The sequence below is a fragment of the Bradyrhizobium diversitatis genome (assembly GCF_016031635.1).
Classification (GTDB): Bacteria; Pseudomonadota; Alphaproteobacteria; order Rhizobiales; family Xanthobacteraceae; genus Bradyrhizobium; species Bradyrhizobium diversitatis.
Genome location: NZ_JACEGD010000019.1, coordinates 152,771 through 177,823 on the forward strand (window position 1 = coordinate 152,771; position 25,053 = coordinate 177,823).

Genomic DNA, 25,053 nt, shown 5'->3' on the forward strand with positions numbered 1-25,053 from the left:
TTTAACTAAAATTGCCGAAGACGGATCGGCCCGCCGATGGGGGGCCGATCCGTCAGAATCCTAGCGCTGGAAATCCGCGTCCCGATCGTCCTCGCCGTCGTTCATGTCGAACGCGAAACCGCCGCCGCCGGCAACCTTCGCGGCGCGCGCCGGCTTGGCCAGCGGCTTCCTCGCCGGACGTTCGACCGCCGCCATGGTGGCCGCCTTGGCGCGCAGCTGGTTGACCGCCCGGTCGATCGGCGCGGCCGCCTGGCTCTTCGCGCCGTGGTCGATGCGGAAATACGCGATGGTGGACTGGAGCTGTTCGGCCTGCGAGGCGAGCTCCTCCGAGGTCGAGGACACCTGCTCGGATGCGCTGGCGTTCTGCTGGCCGACCTTGTCGAGCTGCTGGATCGCCTGGTTGATCTGCGCCGAACCGACGTCCTGCTCGCGGCAGGCGGCGGTGATCTCTTCGACGAGCTCAGCGGTCTTCTTGATGTCGGGAACGAGCTTGGACAGCATGGCGCCGGCCTCCTGCGCCACCTTGACGGTGTCGGTCGAGAGCGTGCCGATCTCGGCCGCTGCCGCCTGGCTGCGTTCGGCGAGCTTGCGCACCTCGGAGGCGACCACGGCAAAGCCCTTGCCGTGCTCGCCTGCGCGCGCGGCTTCCACTGCGGCGTTGAGCGCGAGCAGATCGGTCTGACGCGCGATCTCCTGCACGATCGTGATCTTCTCGGCGATGGTCTGCATCGCGCTGACGGCACGGCCAACGGCTGCGCCCGAGGCTTCCGCGTCCTTGGCCGACTGCGCGGCGATCTTCTCGGTCTGGTTGGCGTTGTCGGCGTTCTGCTTCACGTTCGCGGCCATCTCCTCCATCGAGGAGGAGGCTTCCTCGGCGGAGGAGGCCTGCTCGGTCGCACCCTGCGAGAGCTGCTCGGCGCTAGCGGAGAGCTCCTGGCTGCCGGCGGAAACGTTCTGCGCGGCCGTCAAAGCCTCCGACACGATCTGGCGAAGCTTCTCGATCATGCGTTCGAGCGCGAGGCCCAGCGTATCCTTGTCCGACAGCGGCTTGGCTTCGACCGTGAGGTTGCCCTGCGCAATCTCGTTGGCGACGGCCGCGGTCTGGTTGAGGTTGACCGTCATCGTATTCAGCGACTTGATGAGGTCGCCGATCTCGTCATTGCTGAACGAATCGATCTTTTGGCTGAGATCGCCGATCGCCACCGCATCGGCAAGGCCGACCGCGCTGGAAAGGGAACGGCTGATACTCAGAGCCATCCAGACCGCCGCAGCGATGGCGATGACGAGCGACGCGAGGATCAGGGAAATGAGAATCAGGGTGGCGCGGCCGCCATCGACTTTGGCCTGCTCGCTCTCCGCGGCCATCTGCTTCTTCACATAATTGATGTAGTCGCTCGCCGCCGTGAGTGCCGGCGTGGAGGCCTTCAGGCCCTCGGTCATCGACCGCTCGGTCGCCCTGGCCTTGTCCTGTTTGGCAAGCGCAAGCGTCTGGTCCTGTACCGCGTTGGAGTTCGCGTAGGCAACGGCAAAAGTATCGATCAACTTCCTGCCGGTCTCGCTCGCGCTGGAATAGACCTCGTCCTTTACCTTCATCGCACGTTCGCGCAGTTGGGCGATCTGGCTGATGAACTTGTCCTGGTCGGCTTCCGCCGCGAGGATCGTGTTCTTCTCGGCCCGCACCTGAAGCAGGACGGCCTCCTGAAGCTCGCCAACCTTGGCCAGCCGGCCGGCACGGGCAGACAGATGCTCGGCCGTCGCGACCATGTCGTTCAGCTTCAGATACGCGACGCCACCGGCGATCATGGACAGCAGGATGACGACGCCGAAGGCGGTGGCAAGCTTGGCTTTGACGGTGAATCTCATGTCAGTCTCGTTGGTTCGAATTGGGGTGCTTACGCGCGACTACGCTTCACTCTTGCAAACTCAGGCGGCGCGCGGCGCATCCGCGCCGGCATCGCGCCCATCCGGAATCCTGTCGTTCGCCATCAGCCTGGCGAGGTCGAAGATGACGACGAACTTCTCGCCCTTGCGGCCGATGCCGGAGGCATAATCGGATTGCCATCTACCGCCGACCTCGGGAATCGGCTCGATCGCCTGCTCGTCGATGTCGGTGACCTCGAACACGCAGTCGGCGACGAAGCCGACGCCGACCAGGCGGCCTTTCATCGGCACGTCGAGGATGATGATGCGGGTGGCTTCGGTGGCCGGCACGCTGGGCAGGCCGAGCTTGGTCCGGAGGTCGACGATCGGATAGCCGCTGCCGCGCACGTCGATCATGCCGAGCAGGAAGTTCGGAGCGTGCGGAAGCCGAGAGATCGGCCGCATGTCGAGGATCTCGCGGACATTGCGGATGCTGATGCCGAACGTCTCGCCGGCGAGCCCAAGCGTCAGATATTGCGAGGTTGCGGCCATGATGCAGTCCAATGATCCGAAGGTTGGCAAATGAATGCGGTCCGGCATAAAGGCCGGACCGGCTGATCAGCGCTGGAAGTCGGCGTCGCGGTCGTCTTCGCCGTCGTGCATGTCGAAGGCGAAGCCACCACCGCCACCGGCGACCTTCATCGCGCGTGCCGGTTTGCGGACGGGGGCCGGCTTCTTCGTCTCGCGATCCACAGCCGCCATGTGCGCAGCCTTGGCCCGGAGCTGACCGACGGCGCGGTCGATCGGCTCGGCCGCGGCAATCGCCTTGCGTGCCGCGTGCTCGATCCGGAAGAACGAGATGGTGGACTGGAGCTGCTCGGCTTGCGAAGCGAGTTCCTCCGAAGTGGAAGACACCTGCTCGGACGCGCTGGCGTTCTGCTGGCCGACCTTGTCGAGCTGCTGGATCGCCTGGTTGATCTGGGCCGAACCGACGTCCTGCTCGCGGCAGGCCGCGGTGATCTCCTGCACCAGCTCCGCGGTCTTCTTGATGTCGGGCACGAGCTTGGACAGCATTTGGCCCGCCTCTTGCGCGACCTTGACGCTCTCGGTCGAGAGCGTGCCGATGTCAGCCGCGGCCGCCTGGCTGCGCTCGGCGAGCTTGCGCACCTCGGAGGCGACCACCGCAAAGCCCTTGCCGTGCTCGCCTGCGCGCGCCGCTTCCACCGCCGCGTTGAGCGCGAGCAAGTCGGTCTGGCGCGCGATCTCCTGCACGATCGTGATCTTCTCGGCGATGGTCTGCATCGCCTCGACGGCACGACCGACGGCGACACCGCTGGCTTCGGCGTCCTTGGCCGATTGCGCCGCAATCTTCTCGGTCTGGTTGGCGTTGTCGGCGTTCTGTTTCACGTTGGAAGCCATTTCCTCCATCGAAGAGGAGGCTTCCTCGGCAGACGAAGCCTGCTCGGTCGCGCCCTGGGAGAGCTGCTCGGCGCTCGCGGACAGCTCCTGGCTCCCGGCGGAAACGTTCTGCGCCGCCGTAATCGCCTCGGTGACGATCTGCCGAAGCTTCTCGACCATCACGTTCAGCGACCTGACGAGATCTCCGATCTCATCGTTGCTCGCCGAGGGAATGGTCTGGCTGAGATCGCCGTCCGCCACGGCGCCCGCAAGGCCGACCGCTCTTCCGAGCGAGCGGCTGATCGAGATGGAGATCCACAGCGCGGCGCCAATCGCGATCGCCAGCGAGATGCCGATCAACGTCATCAGCAGGAACTGGGCCTGATATCCTTCTTCCTTGGATCGAGCCGCCTGCTCGGCCAGCTGCTTCTTCGTGTTGACGACGTAGGCACCCATCGCCTCCATCGCATCTGCGACGGCCTTCCGGCCGTCGCCTGTCGAACGCTCGGTAGCTTTCGTCTTGTCTGTCTTCGCCAGCCGAATCGTCTCTTCCTGATACGTATTCATCTTCGCGTATGTGGCTGCAAAGCTGTCGAGCAGCTTCCGGCCCCCCTCGCTCGCCAACGCGTAGACTTCATCCTTGGTCTTCGTCACGTGCTCGCGAAGTCTGGCTGCCTCGGCGGCAAACTGCTCGGTCTGCGCATCGGTAGCGAGGATCGAATTCTTTTCCGCGCGAAGCTGAAGCAGGATGTCCTTTCCGATCTGCGTTGCCTTCTCCATCCGGTTTGCACGCAGGACCATGTTGTCAGCGGTCGCCATCATGTCGCCGAGCTTCAAGTAGGCCACGCCGCCCGCCACTCCCGACAGGACGATGATCAAGCCGAACGCACTGGCCAGCTTTGCCTTGACGGTAAATCTCATTTCCAGCCCCTACCCAAGTCTCGCCCGAGACCTCATTTCAATTCAGAATGCGTTCCATGTTGGGAACGATGACGAACTCTTCACGCCACTTCGCGATGAAGCGAATGAACTCCGGCTTCCAGTGCATGCCGACGCGCGGCGTCTGCTGCACGTCGGTCTGCGCGATCTCCGTGACCTCGTAGACCTTGTCGGCGGTGAGGCCGACCAGAACCGGTTCGCCGTCGAAATCGAGCTCGATGACGACGATGCGTGTGTCGGCCGAATTGTCGAGCTGCGGCATGCCGAAGCGGATGCGCAGGTCGGCGAGCGGAATGACGTTACCGCGCACGTTGATCACGCTGGGAACGAAGGCGCGCGCGCCTGCCACCTTGGTGACGGGGACGGGATCGATAATCTCGCGCACGAGGCCGGCGTCGAGCGCAAACTTCTCCTCGCCGAGGCCGATCATTACGACCTGCATTGCGCCGCTCTGATGCTCGCCCGCCAAATTCCCGTCCATCACGCCGCCTCGCTGATATGCTGCTTCTCGACCTTCGACTGCGCCATTGCGACGAGCTGCGCGACGTCGAGGATCAGAGCCGCCGTGCCGTCACCGAGAATCGTCGCGCCGGAGAAAATCGTGACGTCGGAGTGCAGCTTGGAGAGCGACTTGATCACGGTCTGGTGGTTGCCGATGATCTGGTCGGCGACGAGGCCGACGCGGGTCTCGCCTGTAGAGATGATGATCGTCTTCTGGTGCTTGTCGGGCGAACCCGACGAAGACATGATCTCGCGCAGCCGCAAGAACGGGACGAGATTGCCGCGCACATTCAGGAAGTTGCGGCCGCGCGAACGTTCGTCCTCGGCCGTCAGCTCGACGCACTCCTCAACCGCCGGCAGCGGAATGATGTAGCGGCCTTCGCCGACGCGGATCAGGAGGCCCTCGATGATCGCGAGTGTGAGCGGCAGGCGCAGCGTCACGGTGGTGCCCTGGCCCGGCCTGGTCGACAAATCGATCGAGCCGCGCATGTTCTCGATGGTACGCTTGACGACGTCCATGCCGACGCCGCGGCCCGACAGCGCCGAGATGGTCTGGGCGGTCGAGAAGCCGGGATGGAACAGGAATTGGTGGATCTCGTGATCGGTCAGCACGGCGCCGGCCGCGATCAGCCCCTGCTCTTCCGCCTTCGCGCGGATACGCGCGGTGTTGAGACCGCCGCCATTGTCCTTCACGGTGACCAGCACCTGCGCGCCGGAATGCACGGCGGCGAGCTCGATGCGGCCCTGCTCGGTCTTGCCATTGGCAGCGCGCGTGGCGTTGTCTTCGATGCCGTGGTCGATGGCATTGCGGATGAGGTGCACCAGCGGATCGGCCAGGCACTCGATCATGGTCTTGTCGAGCTCGGTGTCCTCGCCCGAGGTGACGAATTCGACCGGCTTGGACAGATCGCGCGACAGATCGTGCACCAGCCGACGGAAGCGGCCGAACAAGGAGCCGATCGGCACCATGCGGGCGCCCATCGTGGTGTCGCGCAATGACGAGGCAAGGCGCTCGATCTCTTCGGCGATCATCTTGATCGAGAGGTCGGAGCCGGAGGCGGCGAGCTGGGTCAGCCGCGCCTGGGCGATGACGAGCTCGCCGACGCGGTCCATCAACTCGTCGAGGCGTTCGGCCTGGACGCGGACGGTGGCGATGCCGCGCTCTTCGCGCTTGGCTTCGGGTTTCGGCTCCGGCCTCGATTTGGGCTCCGTCTTGACGACGGGCTGCTCGGCGACCGGCGCGGCGGGAAGCTCGACCGGGGGCGCAGGCATCTCGGCCATGGGTGCCGGCTCCTCGTCGAGGAGCTGAAAGAGCGGTGCAGGCGCGGGCGCTTCGACATGCTCGAGCGGCGAGAGGGTGAGCTTCAACTCGTCCTGGACGAACATGAAGACGTCGTCGATCGCGTCCTTGTCGCAGGCCGCGTGCAGCTTGACGTCCCATTTCAGGTAGCAGTCTTCCGGCTCCATCTCGTCGAGGAACGGGATGCCGTCGGTGACAGGCACGACGAAGCATGGACCGAGCTTGCAGAGATCCTCCAACAGGTCGAGCGGATTCGAGCCGTTGCGCAGGATGTGGGATTCGAACTCCAGATAGAGGTGCCAGCTGGCCTGCTTGCTTCCGCCAGGTGCCAGCGGCGGCGCCTCGGCGATCTCGACGACCGCAGCGGCGGGCTGGTCGAACGAAACGAAGCGCTTGAGGTCGTCGAGGATGGCTTCACCGATGACGTCGTCGGTCGACTGCGGATCCTCGATCAGCGCGCGGATGTAGTCCTTGGCGGCGAGCGCGACCGAGATCAGCTCCTGCGTCGGCTTGATCTCGCCCTTGCGGACGCGGTCGAATGCGGTCTCGAATTCGTGGGTGAAGGAGGCGACCTTGTCGAAGCCGAACATGGCGCCCGATCCCTTGATCGTATGCAGGGCGCGGAAGGCGGAATCGACCAGTTCGCGGTCGTCGGGACGCTGACCGAGGTCGAGCAGGGCTCCTTCCAGAACCTCGAACAGCTCGCTGGCTTCCTGGCGGAAGATCTCGGTCGGATCCATCGCACTCATGCGCGCACCAGCTTGGCGACCACGGCGAGCAACTGCTCAGGCTTGAAGGGCTTGGTGATCCAGCCGGTAGCGCCGGCGCTCTTGGCTTCCTGCTTCACCGTGTCGTTGGATTCGGTGGTCAGGAACACGATGGGCATGCCGACTGCGCTCGGCAGCTTGCGCAGTGCCCGGATCAGCTCCAGCCCGTTCATGACCGGCATGTTGAGATCGGTGATGACGAGATCGAGCTTGCCGGCTTGCGCCTTGGCGAGCCCCTGGGCGCCGTCGCCCGCCTCGATCACGTTGTGACCGGCCGGCTCGAGCACGACCTTGATCATCTGCCGGATGCTGGGGGAATCGTCGACGGTAAGAATCGTGGCCATCAGGTGCCATCTTTCTTTTGCGGGAAGTGCTGATCGATCATCGCCTCGCTGGCGAAGCCGGCGCGGCGAAGAGTGTTGCGCAGAGACTGAGAGAATGATGTGAGCACCACCGGGCGGCCTTGGGCCTCGCCCGTCCTGGCGGTCGATAGCAGAAGCTGGATCGAGGTCACGTCGGCCTTGTCGACGCTGGAGCAGTCGATCTCGAGTCGCTCCTGGCGGCCGAACGCCTCGCGAATGAGCTCATACACGTTGCGAATGGCTGCGATGCTGCAGTCCGCGGGTAACCGCAACGACCACTTCGGCTCCGTCGGATTGAGCGCCATCGCTGCCCCGCCTTTGCTAAAATTCCGACACTCGTTTGACGCGAATCGAGTGAGCAAACCCCTAACACGGGCATCCGTACAACTACGGGTGACACTCGTTCGGAATTCGCGCAACTGTACGCAGGCGTGCACAACCTGCTGAGATGTCATCGAGACGTGCGCATCCGTGCGGCCGTTTGCTTCGCGTTAAATTCGCCTGGGCTATGGCTGGGGTTCGTGTCTTTGCCAGCGAAGAGAGCCCCGGCCACCGATGCTGACCCAAGCGCTCGTGGTTGATGACAGCCGCTCCGTCCTCAACTTTCTGAAACGTCACATCGAGGCTGAAGGTCTGGTCGAGGCCACCACCTTCCTCGATCCCGTGGAGGCGCTGGCCTGCGCGCAGGAGCGCCCCTTCGATCTGGTGCTGGTCGACTACGAAATGCCGCATATGGACGGCATCGGCTTCATCCGCGCCTTTCGCAGGCTTCCCGGCTGCACCGACATCCCGATCGCGATGATCACCTCGCGTCAGACCGATGACGTCAAGATGGAAGCGCTGCAGGCCGGTGCAACCGATTTTTTACCCAAGCAGCCACAAAGCCTCGAGATGACGGTGCGCCTTCGGAATTTGGTTCAGCTTGGTGCAGCCGTGCGCAAGCTCAACGACCGCGCCGCACATCTGGCCAGTGACGTCGCAGCAGCAACGCGAAAGCTCGGCGAGCGCGAGGAGGAGATCATCCTGCGACTCGCGCTCGCGGTCGAATACCGCGACAACGACACCGGCGAGCACACGCTGCGGGTCGCCAGGTACAGCCGTATCATCGCCCACCAGCTCGGCCTGCCGGCCCGGCTGTGCCGCGACATCTATCTGGCCGCTCCCCTGCACGATGTCGGCAAGGTCGCCATTCCCGACAATATTCTGCTCAAGCCGGGCAAGCTCACCGACGACGAGATGGCGGTGATCCGGACGCATGCGACGATCGGCGAGCGGATCCTGGCCGATTCCAGCTGCGAGCTGATCCAGCTCGGCGCGCAAATTGCCGCAGGCCATCACGAGCGTTGGGACGGCGCGGGCTATCCGAACGGCCTCAAGGCGGATGAAATCCCGGTCGCCGCGCGCGTGGTTGCGGTTGCCGATGTCTTCGATGCCCTGACGACGCGGCGGCCGTATAAGGAGCCGATGCCGCTCGAGGCGGCGCGCAATTACCTGGCTGAGAACGCGGGGCGGCAGTTCGATCCAGCCTGCGTTGAGGCCTTCCTGTCGCGCTGGGACGAGGTGGTCGAGATCGCCGCCGGCCAGCGGACGACTCCTTTTCAGTGGACCGAGGCCCCTCTCGCTCCGTCGCAGTGAGTGCGGCGGAGAGCGGTTCGACCGAGGGCCGTTCGGCCGGGGCCGCCCCGACCGCGTGACCTGATCAGCCGGCCAACAGCCTGTCGCGGCTCCATTTTTTCTCTAGTCGCCGGTTTGAACCTGTTCCTGCTAGAGTGGCACCAACAACTAAGAGTGATTTTGGTCACACTTGCTTGGGGCACCCTGCTGTAGGCATCGAACCGGGACGGGCCGATAGAGCATCGTCGAATTGGATGAGACTTCCCATGAAAAGCCTGATCGGCGCCTTCGTCGGCGCGTTCTGCCTTGCGGCCCCCGCTTTGGCACAGACTCCTGCCGCGATCGTCGAGGACGTTCAAGGCAAGGTCGACGGCATCGCGTTCATGGACTATGTGGCGCCGGGCAAGATCATCAAGCTCGGACCGAAGGCCAGCATCACGCTCAGCTACCTCAAATCGTGTGAGCGCGAGACGATCAGCGAGGGCGTCGTTCTGGTCGGCACCGAGCAGAGCATCGTACAGCTGGGCGAGGTCAAGCGGGAGAAGGTGCCCTGCGATACCAATGCGGCAAAACTGTCGGAGCGCCAGGCGAACCAGAGTGCCGCAACGTCCTTCCGCAGCGTGGGGCCGGACGCCAAGAGCACCCCGTCCAAGCTGCCGACGCTCTACGGTGTCGCACCACTGGTGCAGGCGAGGAGCGGGAGCACTCTGGTGATCGAACGCACCGACGGCAAGGAGCCCACGATCACCGTGCCGCTCAGGAACGAAACCATGGTCGGCGGCAAGTTCTATGACTTCGCCAAGGCCGGGAAATCGTTGACCCCGGGCGGCAGCTATCTCGCCATTCTCGGCGCCAAGCGCTACGCCTTCCAGATCGACGCCAGCGCCACGTCATCGCCGACGCCGATCATCGGCCGCCTGCTGCGGCTCGAATAGGCGGCTCCGCGAAGGCGCGATGCGGCGGATCGGCAGGCGGGACATCGTTGCGACGATCCTGATTGCGCTCCTTGCGGGCGCGGTCTTCACGTCACCGCCGCTTCAGGCGCTGCAAGGTCTCTCCCTCGACATCCTCACGGCGCTGCGCGGCAAGATCATTGGCGATCGCCGTGATCCCGCCACCTCGCCCGTCGTCGTGGTGGCGATCGACGGAGAGACCTACGACACACCGCCCTTCAAGGGATCGCCGACCCAGACCTGGACGCGCGAGATCGGCCGGGTGCTCGGGAGCATCGCCGAGGGCGGGGCCAAGGTGATCGGCTTCGACGTCATCTTTCCGAGCTCGATCGAGCAATCCGAGATTTCCTTTGGCGACGCGCCGCTCGGCACGCGCATGAAGGGCTTTGACCGGGACTACCTGATAGCCCTGCGGCAGATCTCCGACACCGGCAAGCTGGTGCTCGGCGAAATCCTGAGCAACGACCACCCGGAGAGGCCCTACCGCGCGCAACAGCTGGCAGTGAAGAACAACATCCGCGCTCTCAACGTCCATACCGACCCCGACGACGTGATCCGGCGGATGCCGCTGAGTTTCTCCGTCGATGGCAAGCCGGTGCCCACGATGGCCGTCGAACTCGCCGCGCGGGCACTCGGCGCCAAACCCGAGATCGGCCCATCCGGCGCGATGGAGTTGTCCAGCTATGCGATTCCCAGCGCGGTGCCCAACACGCTGACGCTCAACTTTCGCGGCCTGGGCCGCGACGTCCCGACCTATTCTTTCGCCGACCTGCGCGCCTGCGCCGAGAAGGGCGACCGCGATTTCTTCCGCCGCGCTTTCGACGGCAAGGTGGTATTGCTCGGCACCATCCTCAATTTCGAGGACCGCAAGCTGACCTCGATGCGATTGTCCGGTGGTTATGACGGCTCGCCCGCGCCACGATGCGCCCTGCCCGCCCGCGCCGGCACCGCGCAGCAGGCCCGTAGCGACATCGCGGGTGTGTTCGTGCATGCCGCTGCGGTCCGAAATCTGATCGAGCAAGACGCGGTGACCGAGCCCGGCTTTGCCGCGCGGACCGCTCTCACGATTGCGCTCGCGGCGATCATCGCCTGCGTGGCCTGCATGCTTGCACCGGTCGGCGCGGTGACCGCCTGGCTCGCCGTCATCGCCATTTACGCGGCCTTCGCCGTCGGTGCGTTCGCGCATGCGCTGGCGCTGCCTCTTGTCGAACCGGCCCTGGCAAGCCTCGCCGCGCTGGCGATGATGATCGGCTACCGGTTCGTGCTGGCCGATCGCGACGAGCGCTTCCTCCGCAAGAGCTTTGCCTATTATCTCGCGCCCGAGGTCATCGATAACATGATGGCGTCCGGCAAGATGCCGGCGCTCGGCGGCGAGATGCGCAACGTCACGATGTTCTTCTCCGATCTCAGCGGCTTCTCCTCGATCGCGGAGACCATCACGCCGGTCGAGCTGGTCACGCTGATGAACGAATATCTCTCCGCCATGACCGACATCATCGAAAGCCATGGCGGCTACGTCGACAAATATATCGGCGATTCCATCGTCGCCATGTTCGGCGCGCCGGCCGACGATCCCGCGCACGCGCGCAACGCGGTTCGTGCCGCGCTGAAGTGCCACGAGAAGCTGGCGGAGCTCAATGCCTACAATCCCGCCTTCGCCGGTCATGGCCTGTCGCATCGCATCGGACTCAACAGCGGCGAAGCCGTGGTCGGCAATATCGGCTCGCGGCGCCGCTTCAATTACACGGTGATGAGCGACACCGTGAACGTCGCCTCGCGGCTCGAGGGCGCCAACAAATATTACGGCACCGCGATCATGGCATCGGAAACCACGATGGCGCAGACCGGCGATACCTTCGCCTGGCGCGAGCTCGATGCGATCAGGGTCCAGGGGCGCGGCGAGGCGATCAGGGTGTTCGAGCCGCTGGCGGAGAAGGACGCAGAGAGCGACCGGCAGGCGAAGCTGGCTGCTGCCTATGCAGAAGGGCTCGCCTGCTGGCGCGCGCGGGACTTTGCGAAGGCGGCTGACGTTTTTCGGCAGATGGCAGAAGCCGATCCGGCCTCAGCGCTGTTCGCCAGGCGCGCGAATGCGCTTGCGGCAAATCCACCGCCGCCGGACTGGACACCGGTCAATGTTCTGGAAGGGAAGTGACGTAGCGAGCCTACGGCGCCGACTTCCTCTCTCCCCCTGTGGGAGACGGTGGCTCGCCGCGATAGCGGCGAGACGGGTGAGGGGTATCTACCCTCACGAAGAGCATTGCGAGCGGAGAGAACCCCTCATCCGCGCCACCTTCTCCCACAAGGGGAGAAGGAAAGAACCGCGGCTATGCGACGCGCTAAAACGGCAGCCCCACGTAGTTCTCCGCGAGCAGGCGCTGCGCCGTCTCGGACGTGAGCAGATAGTCCAGCTCCGTCTGCTGAAGCCGGTCCTCGTATTCGAGCCGGTCGGGGAAGCGGTGCAGCAGCATCGTCATCCACCAGGAGAAGCGTTGTGCTTTCCAGATCCGCGCGAGCGCCTTGGCGGAATAGCCTTTGAGACCGGAATCGTCGCCGCTCTGATAATGCGCGAGCAGGGCGTGGTAGAGATAGTAGATGTCGGAAGCGGCGCTGTTCAGTCCGCGTGCGCCGGTCGGCGGCACGATGTGGGCCGCATCGCCGGCGAGGAACAGCCGGCCATAGCTCATCGGCTCGGCGACGAAGCTGCGCAACGGCGCGATGCTCTTCTCGATCGAGGGCCCCGTGATCAGACAGCCGGCGACCTGCTCCGGCAGGCGGCGCTTCAGCTCGGCCCAGAACGCATCGTCGCTCCAGTCCTCCACCTTGTCGGCGAGCGGCACCTGGATGTAGTAGCGGCTCAGCACCTGCGAGCGCAGCGAGCAGAGCGCGAAGCCGCGATCGTGCTTCACATAGATCAGCTCCGGCGACACCGGCTTGGTGCGCGACAGCACCCCGAGCCAGCCGAACGGATAGACCTTCTCATATTCGCGCAGCACGTCCTTCGGGATCGACCTGCGGCTGACGCCGTGGAAACCGTCGGCGCCGACGATGTAGTCGCAATCGATGCGGATCGTTTCACCGTTCGAGCGATAGGTCACGTAGGGCCGGTCCGACGTCAGATCATGTGGCGTCACGTCCTCGGCATTGTGCACGACCTTGCCGCCAAGCTGGTCGCGCGCCTCGTAGAGGTCGCGCGTCAGCTCGGTCTGGCCGTAGACCAGCACCGAATTGCCGCCGGAATGCTTGTGCAGGTCGATCTTGGAGAGCACGCCGTCATGGGCGATCTCGAACCCGCGGTGGATCTCGCCCTCGCGGTCCATCCGCTCGCCGCACTGCGCCTCGCGCATCAGCTTGGCAAAGCCGTGCTCGAGCACGCCGGCACGGATGCGGGCGAGCACGTGATCGCGGCTGTATTTCTCCAGCACGATGGTGTCGATGCCCTTCAGGTGCAGAAGCTGGGACAGCAACAACCCGGACGGCCCACCGCCGATGATACAGACCTGAACTTTCATTTTTGCATCCTCCCGTCGGCACTTTTTTGCAGATCGGTCGCTGCAAACCGATGGAGGGTTTTGCCTTTGTCTTGTACTATTCGAACATGAGAAGCGCAGCCCCCGCCCCGGCGATCCGGGTCTACAATCTGTTCGGCGAATCCGGCGATCTGCCCGACGTCGTGCATTGCGAGACGATCGCGTCCCGCTCGGTGCTGCACGACTGGACGCTGGCCGTGCACCGTCATGCCCGGCTGCACCAGGTCCTGCTGATCGAGCGCGGCGGCGGCGAGGCGACACTCGACGGGCGCGCGGTGCCCTTGAGGCCGATGCAGATCGTCAACGTGCCGGTCGGCCACGTCCACGGGTTCCGCTTCGTGCCCGATACGCAAGGCTGGGTGTTGACCATCGCCGCCGAGATTCTCGATGAAGCGCTGCTCGCCGCCGAGGGGGTGCGCGGGGCGCTGTCGCGGTCGGCCGTGGTGCGCGGCACGCCGCAGATCCGCGCGACGATGAAGCAGATCTTCGCCGAGCACGCCGCCCGCGAGTTCGGCCGCGCCCACGTGCTCCGCGCCTTGTCGTCGGCCATGATCGGGCTCGTGGCCCGCGCGCTCGCGGGCGAGAGCGGCGGCAATGGCACTGCCGAATCCGGCCTATTCCGCCGCTTCGAGGCGCTGCTCGAACAGCACCATCTGGAACGCTGGAGCGTTGCGGACTACGCTGGCGCGCTGTCGATCACGCCGACCCATCTCAACCGGATCACGCGGGCGGCGACCGGCGACACCGCCTCGCATCTGATCCTCAACCGGCTGATCCGCGAGGCGCGGCGCAACCTCGTCTACACCAACCTGCCGGTCTCGACGATCGCCTACGCGCTCGGCTTCGAGGACCCCGCCTATTTCAGCCGCGTCTATGCTGCCGCCACGGGATTGTCGCCGCGCGCGTTTCGTGCGCAGCTGCATGACGGCGAAGCCTGAACCACCGGACGAAAAACCACGCGCGCTGATGGTCGGAGGCCACGCCGCAGTCGCGTTGGTTGCCGGCGCGCCCCACTTACCTTCGTATATAGGCCCTTTACCTCTGTACAATTGAGCGGCGAATGCGCGCGCCTTAGCGTGTCTGCATTCGGCGCCCTGGCGCTGGTGGCATGGAACCTCCCTAACCTCGGCGCAAGGCGACCCCCTGTCCGGTCGTCTGCGCCGCCTTTTCGGCAAGCCATCGGCGCCTTCAGTATTTTTCGGCCGACACATCGCGCCATTTCGGCCGGATCGCGTCGTGTCGAACTCGGGATTTGTACATAATGTCTTCGTTTGGGAAGATCGCGCTCTTTATCGATGGCTCCAATCTCTATGCCACCTCCAAGGCGCTCGGCTTCGACATCGATTACAGGCGGTTGATCAGCGAGTTTCAAGCCCGGGGTACGCTGCTGCGCGCCTTTTACTACACGACCGTCGTCGAGGATCAGGAGTTTTCGTCAATCCGCCCGTTGATCGATTGGCTCGACTACAACGGATACACCGTCGTCACCAAGCTCACCAAGGAGTTCGTCGACGTCACCACCGGCCGCCGTAAGGTGAGGGGCAGCATGAATGTCGATCTTGCCGTGAGTGCGATGGAGCTCGCCGAACACGTCGATCAGATCGTGCTGTTCTCGGGCGATGGCGACTTTCGGTCGCTGGTCGAGGCCCTGCAACGCCGCGGTGTCCGCGTGACGGTCGTCTCCACACTCTCCACTCAGCCGCCCATGGTCGCCGACGACCTGCGCCGGCAGGCGGACGTGTTCATCGACCTGGCAGACCTAAAACCGAAAGTGGCGCGCGATCCGATCGACCGGCCGGCAACGCGCGAGGTGCGGCAGCCACCGCAATTCCTCGCGCGCGGATCAATCATTCGGAGCGACCGGGTGGAATGAACCGGGGACGGCCCCGCCGGCACCTCAGACGTCGAAGAACACCGTCTCCTCGGGCCCCTGCAAATTGATCGTGAAGGAGTACACGATCTTGCCGGCGCGCTCGCTGCGCGTTGCGATCAGCGTCTTGCGACGGGTCGGCTGTTCGATCAGGTTGAGCACCGGATCGGCGGCGTTGGCCGCCTCTTCGTCCGAGAAGTAGAGCCGCGTGTTGAGGCCGATGTTGATGCCACGCGCGACGACCCAGACATTGATGTGCGGTGCGCATTTGCGGCCCGCCCTGTCGGTGATCGCGCCCGGCTTGATGGTCTCGAAGGTGACGAGGCCGCTCTCGAAGTCGGAACCGGCGCGGCCCCAACCGCGAAACTCCGGCTCCAGCGCGCCCGCTGAGCGATCGGCCGGATGGTTGTAGCGACCGCTCGCATTGGCCTGCCAGATCTCCAGCAGCACGTCGCGCAGCGGCGTGCCGGTGCCGTCGAGCACCTTGCCTTCCAGCGTGATGCGTTGACCTGCGGTGTTCGGCGTCACCAGCACGTTGGAGAAGTTCTTCTCGAAGATGTCGAAGCCGGCCATCGCCGGGATCAAGCCGATATGGACGTAGGGCCCTGCCGTCTGCGAGGCGGTTTCCTTGAGATAGTTGAGCGGCTGCGGCATGGCTCAGTTCCCCTCGGTACGATTTTCGAAATAGGTGGAGCGCTGGCCGCGCAGGACGATGTCGAAGCGGTAGGCGAGCGAGTCGAAGGGCGACGAGGCGTTGAGGTCGAGCGGCGCGACGAGGCGGTCGAGCGCATCCTTGTCCGGGATCGTCGTCAGGATCGGGCAGACCGGGATCAAGGGATCGCCCTCGAAATACATCTGCGTGATCAGCCGCTGCGCGAAGCCCGAGCCGAACACCGAGAAGTGGATGTGGGCGGGGCGCCAGCTGTTGACGTAGTTGCGCCAGGGATAGGGGCCCGGCTTCACGGTGCGGAAGTAATAGTAGCCGCTGTCGTCGGTCAGCGCGCGGCCGCAGCCGCCGAAGTTGGGATCGATCGGCGCCAAATAGGTATCCTTCTTGTGCCGGTAGCGGCCGCCGGCATTGGCCTGCCAGAACTCGACGAGCGTGTTCGGAACGCCGCGGCCGGTCTCGTCCAGCACGCGGCCATGGACGATGATGCGTTCGCCGACGGGATCGCCGTCCTTGGCGTAGTTGCGGATCAGATCATTGTCGAGCGGGCCGAGATCATTGTGCCCGAACACCGGCCCCGTGATCTCCGAGATCGAGTTCTCCAGCGACAACAGCGCCTGGCGCGGCGAGCGCAGCACCGAGGATTTGTACCCCGGCGCATGCGCCGGCGGATGGATGGAACGGTCGCGCTGGAAGAAGCCGCCGTCGCCGAGCGGCGGCGTAAAGGGCTCGGGACGATTGAGGCGGGGATCCCGCAAGGCTGGCGCCTGGGCATTCATCGGCGTTGTCTCTCCCTGTGGCGCCCGGGTCCCGGGCGCGCGGCTTGTCGGGAGATCATGGAACGGTCTATTCTCAAGATAAATAGATCGATTATAATGAATTGCATGAAGGAAATCGATCATTTGGCCCTCGACGGCCACGCGCTCGAGCTGTTCCTCGCCGTGCTGGAGGAAGGTTCGGTGACGGCGGCGGCGACACGGCTCGGCCTGACGCAATCGGCGGTCAGCCACGGGCTGAACAAGCTGCGGCGGATTGCCGGCGATCCCCTGTTCGCCAAATCCGGCCGCGGCATCGTCGCCACGGCGCACGCCCAGGCCCTCGCCGCGAAGGCGCGCGCGTTGATCGACGAGATGCGCAGCTTTGCCGGCGGGGTCAGCTTCGCGCCGGCGCAGGCCCAGCTGTCGCTGACGATCGCCGCCAACGACTTCCAGCGCGACCTGCTGCTGCCGCGCTTCTTCGATCATGTCGCGGGACAGGTGAAGAGCCTGAACCTGCGCGTGATCCCCTCGCAGTCGCCTTCGCCCGCGATGCTGCGCGAGAACCGCTGCGACCTCCTGATCACGCCGCTGCCGCCGTCGGGCGTCGACATCGTGCAGAAGCGGCTGCTCAGGGATCACTATGTCTGCTATTATGATGCAAAGGCGCGTGCCGCGCCGGCCAGCCGCAACGCCTATCTCGCGGCGCGTCACATCACCGTGGTCTATACCGATAATGAGCGGCTCGACTTCGACCGCCGGCTGGCAGCGAACGGGCTGCACCGCGACATTGCGATCTCCGTGCCGAGCTTCTCCGGCGTGCCCTCGTTCCTGCGCGGCTCGCAGATGCTTGCGAGCATGCCGAGCCTGCTCGCGCCCGGCGTGATGCGCGGTTTCGCGCAAACGCCGATACCATTAGCCTCCCGCACGCGAACGCTGGCCGAGCTGCCGATGTTCATGGTCTGGCACCAGCGCTATCAGAAAGACCCGGCCCATCGCTGGATCAGGAGCCAGCTCGAGACTGTCGCGGCGACGGCCGCCGCCTGAACGACCGGCCCTCCGCTGCAAAACCTGATTCCCGCCAAACCCACTGGTTGCGCAAGGGGAGCCACGCTAAAATCCCCCCATGACAGTGACCGACATTGCGAGCCGGACCTACAATCACAGCTGGCGGCTGGACCCCATCATCCGCAGCCTGCTCGATACCGACTTCTACAAACTATTGATGTTGCAGATGATTCGGGAAGACTATCCGGATCAGCAGGTGACCTTCTCGGTCATCAACCGCTCGCGCCATGTGCGGCTCGCCGAGATCATCGACGAGGGCGAGCTGCGCGCCCAGCTCGACCACGCCCGCACCATCCGCTTCAGCAAGAAAGAGCTGATCTGGCTGGCCGGCAACACCTTCTACGGCAAGACCCACATGTTCTCGGCGGACTTCATCCGCTGGCTGGCGGAATTCCGCCTGCCCGAATACGAGCTGCGGAAGGTCGACGGCCAGTACGAACTGCATTTCCATGGCCCTTGGACCCACACCACGATGTGGGAGATTCCGGCGCTGGCCATCCTCAACGAGCTGCGCTCGCGCGCGGCAATGAAGGGCCGCGGCCGCTTCGAGCTCGACGTGCTCTACGCCCGCGCCAAGGCCAAGCTTTGGACCAAGGTGGAACGGCTGCGCAAGCTCGAGAACTTGCGGCTGTCCGACTTCGGCACCCGCCGCCGCCACGGCTTCCTCTGGCAGCGCTGGTGCGTCGAGGCGGTGAAGGAAGGCTTGGGCTCGTCCTTCATCGGCACGTCCAACGTGCTGCTCGCGATGGACAACGATCTCGAAGCCATCGGCACCAATGCGCATGAGCTGCCGATGGTCGCGGCCGCGCTCGCCAGGGACGACGAGGAATTGCGCTGGGCGCCCTACCGCATTCTCGATCAGTGGCGCCAGACCTATGGCGGCAACCTCCTGATCGCGCTGCCCGACGCCTTCGGCACCAAGGCCTTCCTGCGCGATGCGCCGGAATGGGTCGCCGACTGGACCGGCTTCCGGCCCGACAGCGCGCCGCCGATCCAGGCCGGCGAGGAGATCATCGCCTGGTGGGACAAGAAGGGCCGCAACCCCAGGGACAAGCTTCTCGTCTTTTCCGACGCGATGGACGTCGGCTCGATCGAGGAGACTTACCACCACTTCACCGGGCGCGTGCGGCTCTCCTTTGGCTGGGGCACCAACCTCACCAACGACTTCGTCGGCTGCACGCCGGACGGCTCGTTCAACCTCGATCCGATCTCGCTGGTCTGCAAGGTCTCGTCCGTCGACGGCCATCCGGCCGTCAAGCTCTCCGACAATCCGGAGAAGGCGACCGGCCTTCCCTCGGAGATCGAGCGTTACCTGCGCGTGTTCGGTGACGCGGGCCGCGTCCGCAAGCCGGTGCTGGTCTAGCCGATCTCCCCTTGATCAGGTGAATCGCGCACCACGAGTGCGCTGCATTGGCTCGCCGGTGCCGCGCCGGTCCCGGTTCGCCGGCATTTGAAGCAATTTGCGGGCACCTGCTTCACGACGGCTTCACCCTGCGACGGAGTCCTCCGCACCATTCAGGTCGAGTTAAGCAACCATCCCGTCTACTTGGCGTTGCAGGCGCAACGTTCCGTTGGGATCGTTGATCGACTTGGGGAATAAGGTGTTTCGCAGAACAGCGACGTCGGTGGAGGGACGCTGCTTCCTTCACGTCATCAAGCTCGTCTCGCCTTTCGTGATGGTCGTCGTGCTCCAGGCGACGATCGCGGGATTCAGCCTCGAGGTGATGTCGTCGGTCCGCGCCTATGTCGCGGGCGAAGCGCTATGGTCGCGCTCGCAGAAGAATGCCGTCTACTTCCTCAATCGCTACCTGCATTCGGGCGAGGCCAGCCAGTTCGCGCAGTACCAGGCCGCGCTCGCCGTTCCCATCGGGGACGAGTTCGCGCGCTGGGCGCTCGAACGCGATCCGGTCGACGTCGAGGCCGCCCGTACCGGCTTTCTCCAGGGCGGCAACCATCCCGATGACGTACCGGGACTGATCTGGCTGTTTCGCTACTTCAACCGCGTCAGCTTCCTCCAGGACGCGATCCGCGAATGGGCGGCCACAGATCCCATGCTGCTGGAGCTGAGTGTGTTCGGCGAGTTGATCCGCTCCGAGCTGGAGAACGGTCCCATTCAAGACGGCCGGCTGCAATTCCTGTCGTCGCGGCTCTCGGAGCTCAATACCCAGTTCACGGTACATGCCCAGCGTTTCTCCGCCGTCCTCGGCGAAGGCTCCCGCACCATCAAGGTGACGCTGACTTGCGTCAACATCGTCACCGCCGCGGCGCTGATCCTGCTTCTGATCTGGCATACGCGGCGGCTGGTGCTGCAACGGCAGGCGTTCGAAAACGCCCTGCATGCCGAGACACAACGCCTGGCCTGGCAGGCATCGCACGACTGGCTGACCGGCCTGTCGAACCGTCGCGCCTTCGAGGCGCGCCTGCAAAGCGAGCTGGACAATGCCGGGGCGGGTGCGCTCGGCCTGATCCTGCTCGACCTCGACCAGTTCAAGAGCGTCAACGATAGCTGCGGCCACCTTGCCGGCGACCGCCTGCTCCGCGAGGTCTCGCGCCTCCTGCAACAGAACCGGCATGCGCATGATCTGGTGGCCCGGCTCGGCGGCGACGAATTCGCCCTGATCCTACCGCAATGCTCGCCCTTCGATGCCGTCGACATTGCCGAGCAACTGCGCAGATCGCTCGAGCTGCTCAGTTTCGCCTGGGACGATCGTTGCTTTGCGGTGACCGCCAGCATCGGCGTGACCTGCATCGTCGACCGCAACATCACGCTCGAGGATGCGATGCGGCGCGCGGATGCTGCCTGCTATCGCGCCAAGGAAAAGGGACGCAACCGCGTTCAGGTCGAGAGCGGAAGCCTTGGCGCCGTCGCCGTCGCAACCCGCCCGCGCGAAGCTGCGCGTGCCTGACGCGGCTCGCCGCTGTCAGCGCAGGGGCAGAATCCCGAGCCCTTTGAGATGCACGTCGAGGAATTGTTCGATCTGCTGGCGCAGCATCTGCGGCGGCACGGCGACCATGCGCTCTTCGAGGCCGAGCGAGATGATGCCATGCACGGCGGAAAACAGCGTGCGCGACAACAGCGCGATCTTCACGTCGTCCGCATCCGGCAATAGCCGCACCAGGGGTGGATGCATCAGCGCAAAGGCATCCATCACCATCTGAAGGATGTCGTCCGGATAAGGTCGATCGTCCTCCATCCGATGCTCGAACAAGGAGCGCAGCAGATTGGCGTGTCCTGCAAAGAAATCGAGATAGGTCTCGGCAAGCCCATAGAGCTGGCGAACCGGATCCTCGGCGGGAACGCCCCGCAGCCGCGCCGTGAGCGCCTGAACCGTCTCCCGATTGACGGTCAGGATGACCCCGTCGAAGTCGCCGAACTCGTTATAGACGCTGCCAACCGAACAGCCGACAGCCTCGGCAACGTCCCGAACCTTCAGTGATCTCAGTCCTTTAGCTGCGATAATGCCGCGGGCGATCTCCAGGATCTGGCGCCGCCGCCGATTTTTTTTCTGGTCGCGCAGCGATTCTTCTTGAACATTGTTCATTTTCAGGTTACTCATATGAACATTGTTCAATTTAACTCGGAGACCTGCAAAATGCAAACTCTCGCTGTTGATATCGCCGCCACCTTCGTCGATGACGCCACGGCTCTCGTGACCGGCCTCGGCCGGGCCGCCCTCAAGATCGTGATGGCGCCGATCGATCGCATCGCCAATGCCTGCGACATTGCCGGCGTGCTCGCCGAGCGCCGCGCGACCTTCCGGATGTGGCGGACGAACCGTGCCCGAGCCCGCCACGAGCGGCGCCGGTTCAGCCTGCTCGGTCGCTTCTCGCCGTTTCGGCACCTCTCCCATCTCACCTGAGACGCAGCCGGCACGTTCCGATCAGTTCGAATGCAAGAGCCGCTTACAATGTTGGACTCACCATGCCCCCGACATTCGCGCCTGATAGCGCGGCCCTCGGCGATGCGGTTCAGCTTTTCCTCATCGCCCGGCGCGATATCCGGGCGAGCGCGGCCGCTCCGCCCGAGCTCGACGCGGCCTCGACCAGATATTTGCGAACCTGACGAGACCACTTGGAGACCAACAGGATCAGAGGACTGAGGGGACAGAGCAGGCGGCGATGTCGTTATCCTGCACGCGTTCGTCCCAAATGCCTTCCGGTCTGACCGTCTCACCGGCAATTCAACAATCTCAAGCTGTATTTCCAAAGCAGGACTAGTCATGATCAGGGAATTGATGTCGTCACGCCGCTTCGCGCCGCTGTTCTGGGCGCAATTCTTCTCGGCGCTCAATGACAATGTGCTCAAGAACGCAGTCGTCATCATCCTGCTCTACACCGCGGCGACGAGCCACGGCGATGCCCTGGTGACGGTCGCTGGCGCCGTCTTCATCTTCCCCTATTTCATCCTGTCCGGGCTCGGCGGCCAGCTCGCCGACAAATACGTCAAATCCGTCGTCGCAAGGCGGCTCAAATTCGTGGAGATCTTTGCAGCCTGCTTCGCCGCTGCCGGCTTCTTCCTGCATTCGGTGCCGCTGCTGTTCGCGGCGCTCGCGCTGTTCGGCACCATCGCCGCCCTGTTCGGCCCGGTGAAATACGCCATGCTGCCGGACCAGCTCGAGCTCGGCGAGCTCGCGACCGGCAACGCGCTGGTCGAAGGCGCGACCTTCATGGCCATCCTGCTCGGCACCGTCGCCGGCGGCCAGTTCGTCGCCGGCTCGGCGCATATGGGCTGGGTCGCCTCGGCCGTGGTCGCGCTGGCGCTGTTGTCCTGGGCTTTCGCCGCCCGCATTCCGCAGACGACCCCCTCCGCGCCCGACCTGCGCGTCGATGCCAATCCCTGGACTTCGACGCTCGGCCTGCTCAGGACGTTACACGCCGACCACCGGCTGTGGGACGGTACCGTCATCGTCTCCTGGTTCTGGCTGGTCGGCGCCATCGTGCTGTCGCTGCTGCCGGCGCTGATCAAGGAGGTCGTCGGCGGCACCGAGGGCGTGGTGACGCTGTGCCTTGCGATCTTCGCGATCGGCATCGCCATTGGCTCGTTGTTCGCCGCAAGCCTCAGCCACGTTCGTCCCAATCTCGCGCTGGTGCCGATCGGCGCCATCATCATGGGATGTGCCGGCCTCGATCTCGCCTGGGCCATCGGTGTGACTGCCAAGGCTCAAGACCTCACCGCGGCCGGTTTCGCGACCTCGTTCGCGGGCCTGCGCATGCTGGCCGACTTCGTCGCCTTCGCCTTCGGCGGCGGCCTGTTCGTCGTGCCGTCGTTCGCCGCGGTCCAGGCCTGGTCGGCGCCGTCCGAGCGCGCCCGCATCATCGCCGCCGGCAACGTGCTGCAGGCTGCCTTCATGGTGATCGGCTCGCTGTTCGTCGCGCTGTTGCAGGCGGCCGGTCTTCATATCGGCTGGATCTTCTTCGGCCTCGGTCTCGCCAGCTTCGGCACGGTCTGGTTCGTCCTGACCAAATGGGGCAAGGAAGGCGTGCGCGACTTCGGCGGGCTTCTGTTCCGCGCCCTATTCCGCACCGAGATCCGCGGGCTCGAAAACCTGCCGCCTCCGGGCACGCGCATGCTGATCGCGCCCAACCATGTCAGCCTGGTCGACGGCCCGCTGCTCCACGCCGTGTTGCCGATCGACGCCAGCTTCGCAGTCGATACCGGCATTGCCAAGGCCTGGTGGGCCAAGCCGTTCCTGCGCGCAGTCAAGCATTACACCATGGACCCGACCAAGCCGCTGGCCGCGCGCGACCTGATCAAGCTCGTTGCCGCCGGCGAACCGGTTGTGATCTTCCCCGAGGGACGCATCACCGTCTCGGGATCGCTGATGAAGGTGTATGACGGCACCGCGATGATCGCGGACAAGGCCGACGCCGTGGTCGTGCCGGTCCGCATCGAAGGCGCACAACGCTCCTATCTCAGCTATCTCAACTCCAGCCAGATCAAGCGGTCCTGGTTTCCGCGCGTGACGGTGACGATCCTGCCGCCGGTCAAGCTTCCGGTCGACGAAACGCTCAAGGGCAAGGCACGCCGCAACGCCGCCGGCGCCGCGCTGCAGGACGTGATGATCGACGCCCTCGTCAAGAACGCCATGCTCGATCACACGCTGTTCGAAGCGCTCGGACACGCCTATCGCGACCGCGACACCGGCAAGGTCATCATCGAGGACGCGCTCGGCACCAAGCTGACCTATCGCAAGCTGATCCTCGGCGCGCAGGTTTTGAGCCGCAAGCTCGAAACCGGCACCGCAATCGGCGAGAATGTCGGCGTGCTGCTGCCGAATTCCGCGGGCGTCGCCGTGGTCTTCATGGCCCTGCAGAACATCGGACGCGTGCCGGCGATGCTCAACTTCTCGGCCGGTCCGGTCAACGTGCTCGCCGCCATGAAGGCTGCGCAGGTCAAGACCGTGCTGACCTCGAAAGCCTTCATCGAGAAGGGTAAGCTCGACAAGCTGATGACGGCGATCTCCGCCGAGGCGCGAGTCGTCTATCTCGAGGACGTCCGCGCCTCGATCGGTGCCGTCGACAAGATCAAGGGCCTGCTCGCCGGCACCGCGCCGCGCGTCGCGCGCCAGGCGAACGATCCGGCCGTCGTGCTGTTCACGTCGGGCTCGGAAGGCACGCCGAAGGGCGTCGTGCTGTCCCACCGCAACATCCTCGCCAACGCGGCGCAGGCGCTGGCGCGGGTCGATGCCAATGCCAACGATAAGGTGTTCAACGTGCTGCCGGTGTTCCACTCCTTCGGGCTGACCGGCGGCATGATGATGCCGATGCTGGCGGGCATTCCGATCTACATGTATCCCTCGCCGCTGCACTATCGCATCGTGCCCGAGCTGATCTACCAGACCGGCGCAACCATCCTGTTTGGCACCGACACGTTCCTGACCGGCTATGCCCGCTCGGCGCATCCTTATGACTTCCGCACCCTGCGCCTCGTCATCGCCGGCGCCGCCGGCATCGAGGAAGGCGGTCGCCTGTCGGTGCGCGGCCCGAACGTGATGCTCGGCTACCTCAGGGCCGAAAATCCTGGCGTGCTCGAAGTGCTCGCCGAGGGCTGGCACGACACCGGCGACATCGTTTCGATCGACCCGGCCGGCTTCATCACCATCAAGGGCCGCGCCAAGCGCTTTGCCAAGATCGCGGGCGAAATGGTCTCGCTGTCGGCGGTCGAAGCCATCGCGGCGGCGTTGTGGCCGCAGGCCGGCTCAGTCGCGGTCTCGATCCCCGACCAGCGCAAGGGCGAGCGCATCGTGCTGCTGACGACGGAGAAGAATGCCGAGCGCAGCGCGATGCAGGCCCAGGCCAAGGCGATCGGCGCCTCCGAGCTGACCGTGCCCGCAGCGATCATGGTGGTCGACAAGGTGCCGCTGCTCGGCACCGGCAAGACCGACTACGTCACGGCGACGACGATGGCCCGCGAGCAGGCATCCCCGCCCGAGCGCGAGGTGGCGTAATAGGTTCCGAGACGGGCGGCGCGC

Annotated in this window: 21 protein-coding genes; 10 read left to right on the forward strand and 11 right to left on the reverse strand. The window is 64.8% G+C overall.

All coding sequences use genetic code 11. From position 1 onward, the window contains the following. Nucleotides 1-60 precede the first annotated feature (60 nt). The 7 genes from H1B27_RS21620 to H1B27_RS21650 all read right to left on the reverse strand — a co-directional run bounded on the left by H1B27_RS21620 (nucleotide 61) and on the right by H1B27_RS21650 (nucleotide 7,432). Entirely contained in the window at nucleotides 61-1,863 is a 1,803-nt protein-coding gene (locus H1B27_RS21620; RefSeq protein WP_197967447.1) for a methyl-accepting chemotaxis protein, read from the reverse strand. Between the two features lie 60 nt (nucleotides 1,864-1,923). Further along, complete coding sequence (locus H1B27_RS21625) at nucleotides 1,924-2,412, reverse strand: chemotaxis protein CheW (protein ID WP_197967448.1); 489 nt, start codon at nucleotides 2,410-2,412, stop codon at nucleotides 1,924-1,926. Between the two features lie 66 nt (nucleotides 2,413-2,478). Next, nucleotides 2,479-4,179 (reverse strand): methyl-accepting chemotaxis protein, encoded by a 1,701-nt coding sequence (locus tag H1B27_RS21630; protein ID WP_197967449.1) that lies wholly within the window; start codon nucleotides 4,177-4,179, stop codon nucleotides 2,479-2,481. Between the two features lie 37 nt (nucleotides 4,180-4,216). After that, nucleotides 4,217-4,678, reverse strand: a complete 462-nt coding sequence (locus tag H1B27_RS21635) for a chemotaxis protein CheW (protein WP_061878763.1) — start codon at nucleotides 4,676-4,678, stop codon at nucleotides 4,217-4,219. Continuing rightward, a complete protein-coding gene (locus tag H1B27_RS21640; RefSeq protein ID WP_197967450.1) occupies nucleotides 4,678-6,747 on the reverse strand; it encodes a chemotaxis protein CheA in 2,070 nt (689 codons plus the stop codon). Before H1B27_RS21640 ends, H1B27_RS21635 begins: the two co-directional genes overlap by 1 nt. Next, entirely contained in the window at nucleotides 6,744-7,109 is a 366-nt protein-coding gene (locus tag H1B27_RS21645; protein WP_061878761.1) for a response regulator, read from the reverse strand. The genes H1B27_RS21640 and H1B27_RS21645 overlap by 4 nt, the downstream gene beginning before the upstream one ends. Then, the gene (locus tag H1B27_RS21650) at nucleotides 7,109-7,432 is read right to left on the reverse strand and encodes an STAS domain-containing protein (protein ID WP_061878760.1); all 324 of its coding nucleotides are present in this window, start codon (nucleotides 7,430-7,432) and stop codon (nucleotides 7,109-7,111) included. Before H1B27_RS21650 ends, H1B27_RS21645 begins: the two co-directional genes overlap by 1 nt. 250 nt (nucleotides 7,433-7,682) lie before the next feature. On the opposite strand from H1B27_RS21650, the gene H1B27_RS21655 reads away from it, so the two are divergent. The 3 genes from H1B27_RS21655 (at nucleotide 7,683) to H1B27_RS21665 (ending at nucleotide 11,846) form a co-directional block, all read left to right on the forward strand. Continuing rightward, the gene (locus H1B27_RS21655) at nucleotides 7,683-8,762 is read left to right on the forward strand and encodes an HD domain-containing phosphohydrolase (protein WP_197967451.1); all 1,080 of its coding nucleotides are present in this window, start codon (nucleotides 7,683-7,685) and stop codon (nucleotides 8,760-8,762) included. A gap of 245 nt (nucleotides 8,763-9,007) precedes the next feature. Further along, entirely contained in the window at nucleotides 9,008-9,676 is a 669-nt protein-coding gene (locus H1B27_RS21660; protein ID WP_197967452.1) for a hypothetical protein, read from the forward strand. Nucleotides 9,677-9,695: 19 nt separating this feature from the next. Next, nucleotides 9,696-11,846 (forward strand): CHASE2 domain-containing protein, encoded by a 2,151-nt coding sequence (locus H1B27_RS21665; protein WP_197967453.1) that lies wholly within the window; start codon nucleotides 9,696-9,698, stop codon nucleotides 11,844-11,846. Between the two features lie 184 nt (nucleotides 11,847-12,030). Here H1B27_RS21665 and pobA read toward each other — a convergent pair whose 3' ends face one another. After that, nucleotides 12,031-13,203, reverse strand: a complete 1,173-nt coding sequence (gene pobA, locus H1B27_RS21670; RefSeq protein WP_197967454.1) for a 4-hydroxybenzoate 3-monooxygenase — start codon at nucleotides 13,201-13,203, stop codon at nucleotides 12,031-12,033. 50 nt (nucleotides 13,204-13,253) lie between these two features. Here pobA and H1B27_RS21675 point away from each other — a divergent pair, with 50 nt between their 5' ends. Together H1B27_RS21675 and H1B27_RS21680 are read left to right on the forward strand one after the other, a co-directional pair. Further along, nucleotides 13,254-14,159: a helix-turn-helix domain-containing protein gene (locus tag H1B27_RS21675; RefSeq protein ID WP_197967455.1), complete on the forward strand. Its 906-nt coding sequence runs from the start codon at nucleotides 13,254-13,256 to the stop codon at nucleotides 14,157-14,159. 323 nt (nucleotides 14,160-14,482) lie between these two features. Continuing rightward, nucleotides 14,483-15,094 carry a LabA-like NYN domain-containing protein gene (locus H1B27_RS21680; protein ID WP_197967456.1) on the forward strand — a complete coding sequence of 204 codons (612 nt, stop codon included), beginning with the start codon at nucleotides 14,483-14,485 and terminating at the stop codon, nucleotides 15,092-15,094. 24 nt (nucleotides 15,095-15,118) lie between these two features. Here H1B27_RS21680 and pcaG read toward each other — a convergent pair whose 3' ends face one another. After that, nucleotides 15,119-15,745 carry a protocatechuate 3,4-dioxygenase subunit alpha gene (gene pcaG / locus H1B27_RS21685; protein ID WP_197967457.1) on the reverse strand — a complete coding sequence of 209 codons (627 nt, stop codon included), beginning with the start codon at nucleotides 15,743-15,745 and terminating at the stop codon, nucleotides 15,119-15,121. 3 nt (nucleotides 15,746-15,748) lie between these two features. Beyond that, nucleotides 15,749-16,537, reverse strand: a complete 789-nt coding sequence (gene pcaH, locus H1B27_RS21690) for a protocatechuate 3,4-dioxygenase subunit beta (protein ID WP_197967458.1) — start codon at nucleotides 16,535-16,537, stop codon at nucleotides 15,749-15,751. A 96-nt stretch (nucleotides 16,538-16,633) separates the two neighbouring features. On the opposite strand from pcaH, the gene H1B27_RS21695 reads away from it, so the two are divergent. The 3 genes from H1B27_RS21695 to H1B27_RS21705 all read left to right on the forward strand — a co-directional run bounded on the left by H1B27_RS21695 (nucleotide 16,634) and on the right by H1B27_RS21705 (nucleotide 20,487). Next, nucleotides 16,634-17,560, forward strand: a complete 927-nt coding sequence (locus tag H1B27_RS21695; RefSeq protein WP_197967526.1) for a LysR family transcriptional regulator — start codon at nucleotides 16,634-16,636, stop codon at nucleotides 17,558-17,560. Between the two features lie 79 nt (nucleotides 17,561-17,639). Beyond that, nucleotides 17,640-18,944 carry a nicotinate phosphoribosyltransferase gene (gene pncB / locus H1B27_RS21700; RefSeq protein WP_028178239.1) on the forward strand — a complete coding sequence of 435 codons (1,305 nt, stop codon included), beginning with the start codon at nucleotides 17,640-17,642 and terminating at the stop codon, nucleotides 18,942-18,944. A gap of 238 nt (nucleotides 18,945-19,182) precedes the next feature. Next, complete coding sequence (locus H1B27_RS21705; protein ID WP_197967459.1) at nucleotides 19,183-20,487, forward strand: GGDEF domain-containing protein; 1,305 nt, start codon at nucleotides 19,183-19,185, stop codon at nucleotides 20,485-20,487. A 15-nt stretch (nucleotides 20,488-20,502) separates the two neighbouring features. Here H1B27_RS21705 and H1B27_RS21710 read toward each other — a convergent pair whose 3' ends face one another. Beyond that, complete coding sequence (locus tag H1B27_RS21710) at nucleotides 20,503-21,123, reverse strand: TetR/AcrR family transcriptional regulator (RefSeq protein ID WP_197967527.1); 621 nt, start codon at nucleotides 21,121-21,123, stop codon at nucleotides 20,503-20,505. Between the two features lie 380 nt (nucleotides 21,124-21,503). Between H1B27_RS21710 and H1B27_RS21715 the strand changes: the two genes are divergently transcribed. Further along, nucleotides 21,504-21,644 (forward strand): hypothetical protein, encoded by a 141-nt coding sequence (locus tag H1B27_RS21715; RefSeq protein WP_156504924.1) that lies wholly within the window; start codon nucleotides 21,504-21,506, stop codon nucleotides 21,642-21,644. Between the two features lie 157 nt (nucleotides 21,645-21,801). Then, entirely contained in the window at nucleotides 21,802-25,029 is a 3,228-nt protein-coding gene (locus tag H1B27_RS21720) for an acyl-[ACP]--phospholipid O-acyltransferase (protein WP_197967460.1), read from the forward strand. Nucleotides 25,030-25,053 lie beyond the last annotated feature (24 nt).

Bases quoted from the DNA above. Each gene is read 5' to 3' on its own strand.
- pcaH (WP_197967458.1), bottom strand. From the start codon at position 16,537: ATGAATGCCCAGGCGCCAGCCTTGCGGGATCCCCGCCTCAATCGTCCC.
- H1B27_RS21625 (WP_197967448.1), bottom strand. From the start codon at position 2,412: ATGGCCGCAACCTCGCAATATCTGACGCTTGGGCTCGCCGGCGAGACG.
- H1B27_RS21630 (WP_197967449.1), bottom strand. From the start codon at position 4,179: ATGAGATTTACCGTCAAGGCAAAGCTGGCCAGTGCGTTCGGCTTGATC.
- H1B27_RS21655 (WP_197967451.1), top strand. From the start codon at position 7,683: ATGCTGACCCAAGCGCTCGTGGTTGATGACAGCCGCTCCGTCCTCAAC.
- H1B27_RS21695 (WP_197967526.1), top strand. From the start codon at position 16,634: ATGAATTGCATGAAGGAAATCGATCATTTGGCCCTCGACGGCCACGCG.
- H1B27_RS21710 (WP_197967527.1), bottom strand. From the start codon at position 21,123: ATGAACAATGTTCAAGAAGAATCGCTGCGCGACCAGAAAAAAAATCGG.
- H1B27_RS21635 (WP_061878763.1), bottom strand. From the start codon at position 4,678: ATGGACGGGAATTTGGCGGGCGAGCATCAGAGCGGCGCAATGCAGGTC.
- pcaG (WP_197967457.1), bottom strand. From the start codon at position 15,745: ATGCCGCAGCCGCTCAACTATCTCAAGGAAACCGCCTCGCAGACGGCA.
- H1B27_RS21675 (WP_197967455.1), top strand. From the start codon at position 13,254: ATGGAGGGTTTTGCCTTTGTCTTGTACTATTCGAACATGAGAAGCGCA.
- H1B27_RS21665 (WP_197967453.1), top strand. From the start codon at position 9,696: ATGCGGCGGATCGGCAGGCGGGACATCGTTGCGACGATCCTGATTGCG.
- H1B27_RS21720 (WP_197967460.1), top strand. From the start codon at position 21,802: ATGATCAGGGAATTGATGTCGTCACGCCGCTTCGCGCCGCTGTTCTGG.
- H1B27_RS21660 (WP_197967452.1), top strand. From the start codon at position 9,008: ATGAAAAGCCTGATCGGCGCCTTCGTCGGCGCGTTCTGCCTTGCGGCC.
- H1B27_RS21680 (WP_197967456.1), top strand. From the start codon at position 14,483: ATGTCTTCGTTTGGGAAGATCGCGCTCTTTATCGATGGCTCCAATCTC.
- pobA (WP_197967454.1), bottom strand. From the start codon at position 13,203: ATGAAAGTTCAGGTCTGTATCATCGGCGGTGGGCCGTCCGGGTTGTTG.
- H1B27_RS21715 (WP_156504924.1), top strand. From the start codon at position 21,504: ATGCCCCCGACATTCGCGCCTGATAGCGCGGCCCTCGGCGATGCGGTT.
- H1B27_RS21645 (WP_061878761.1), bottom strand. From the start codon at position 7,109: ATGGCCACGATTCTTACCGTCGACGATTCCCCCAGCATCCGGCAGATG.
- H1B27_RS21650 (WP_061878760.1), bottom strand. From the start codon at position 7,432: ATGGCGCTCAATCCGACGGAGCCGAAGTGGTCGTTGCGGTTACCCGCG.
- H1B27_RS21620 (WP_197967447.1), bottom strand. From the start codon at position 1,863: ATGAGATTCACCGTCAAAGCCAAGCTTGCCACCGCCTTCGGCGTCGTC.
- pncB (WP_028178239.1), top strand. From the start codon at position 17,640: ATGACAGTGACCGACATTGCGAGCCGGACCTACAATCACAGCTGGCGG.
- H1B27_RS21640 (WP_197967450.1), bottom strand. From the start codon at position 6,747: ATGAGTGCGATGGATCCGACCGAGATCTTCCGCCAGGAAGCCAGCGAG.